1 protein-coding gene is annotated in these 1,557 nt (G+C 60.2%); it reads right to left on the bottom strand.

Going from position 1 to position 1,557, the window contains the following annotated elements:
• Positions 1-49: 49 nt before the first annotated feature.
• Positions 50-1,156 (bottom strand): NADH:flavin oxidoreductase/NADH oxidase, encoded by a 1,107-nt coding sequence (locus tag F8N85_RS34095; protein ID WP_150803738.1) that lies wholly within the window; start codon positions 1,154-1,156, stop codon positions 50-52.
• Positions 1,157-1,557 lie beyond the last annotated feature (401 nt).

Genomic DNA, 1,557 nt, shown 5'->3' with positions numbered 1-1,557 from the left:
GCCTGCTCGCGATGACGACCGTACGGCCGGCAAAGATCCCAACCAATACCTAGTCGCGCAAATCCGACTCATGGATCGGCTGATCACGGTGTGTTGCCCGTTGGTACTGCGCCGGCCAGATGGCTTTGTGCCCGCCCAGATCGTCATCGGCATGCAGCGGCCAATACGGATCGCGCAGCAGTTCGCGAGCCAGCAGGATGATGTCGGCCTGACAGGTACGCAAGATGTGCTCCGCCTGCGCCGGCTCGGTGATCAACCCGACGGTACCGGTGGAAATGCCCGCCTCCTTGCGCACACGCTCGGCAAAGCGCGTCTGGTAACCCGGCCCCGTAGGGATCTCCGCATTCGCGGCGGTACCGCCCGAGGACACATCGATCAGGTCTACCCCCAAGGCATGCAGACGTCGCGCCAGCTCGACGGTTTCATCCGGGTTCCAGCCGTCCTCGACCCAATCGGTCGCCGATACCCGGACGAACAGCGGTAATTCTTCAGGCCATACCGCGCGCACCGCTTCCGTCACTTGCAGCACCAGACGAATGCGATTCTCGAAAGAGCCTCCGTATTGATCGCGTCGTTGATTGCTCAACGGCGAAAGAAATTGATGGAGAAGGTAACCATGGGCGGCATGCACTTCGACCACTTTGAAACCGGCGACCAACGCGCGTTTGGCGGCCTCGACAAAGGCTTGAATGACGCCGGCGATCTGCCCTTCATCCAGCTGTGTAGGAGCGGTATGTTCAGGGTCGTAGGCAATCGGCGATGGGCCAACCGGAGTCCAGCCACCGTCGGCCGGTTTGACGCTACCGTGTTTGCCCAGCCAGGGGCGATGGGTGCTGGCCTTGCGTCCGGCGTGGGCCAGTTGGATCCCGGCGACGGCGCCCTGGGCGGTAATGAAGCGGGTAATGCGTTGCAGCGGCTCGATCTGTTCATCGTTCCACAGGCCGAGATCCTGAGCGGTGATCCGCCCCTCGGCGGTGACCGCCGTGGCCTCGGTAAAGACCAGCCCGGCACCGCCTACGGCACGGCTGCCAAGATGAACAAGATGCCAGTCATTGGCCAGCCCATCGGCGCTGGAGTATTGGCACATCGGCGAGACCGCGATGCGGTTGAGCAGCGTCAATTGACGAATGGTGTAGGGTTCAAGCAGCAGACTCATGGGGCACCTCTCTATTTATGGTCAGGCTCCAGGGTTCTGTTTGAATAGTCGACGAGTGACCGGAAGGATGCAGCACCCGCCCCCGCGGGCAAAAAAATAGACAAGACGTCACAAGGCCAATCAAGCAGTGCTTAGAGCCTAGTCGACAACGCGGGATGAGGGCGGGTTCAGAAAACTAAAGACCCCGACTTGGGAAGGTGCACACCCCTGTGGCGAGGGGGCTTGCCCCCATAGGCGCTAACCAAATCTCTCGCTCCATAGCTCATCTTGCTGGTATCCCCGCTTTTTTCGCGGGGATTCGCGCAGTGCACGACTGAAGTAATCCCATTTCTCAAGACACGTAAACAACGACAAGCGGGGACTGATCACGCTACAAAGCAACCAATGGATAAAGGCCATTT

The organism is Pseudomonas fluorescens (assembly GCF_902497875.1).
GTDB lineage: Bacteria > Pseudomonadota > Gammaproteobacteria > Pseudomonadales > Pseudomonadaceae > Aquipseudomonas > Aquipseudomonas fluorescens_BR.
Note: the sequence above shows the minus strand (reverse complement) of the source record. Positions and strands in the feature narration are given on the sequence as shown.

Coding starts and splice junctions, on each gene's coding strand:
- F8N85_RS34095 (WP_150803738.1), bottom strand. CDS start 1,156: ATGAGTCTGCTGCTTGAACCCTACACCATTCGTCAATTGACGCTGCTC.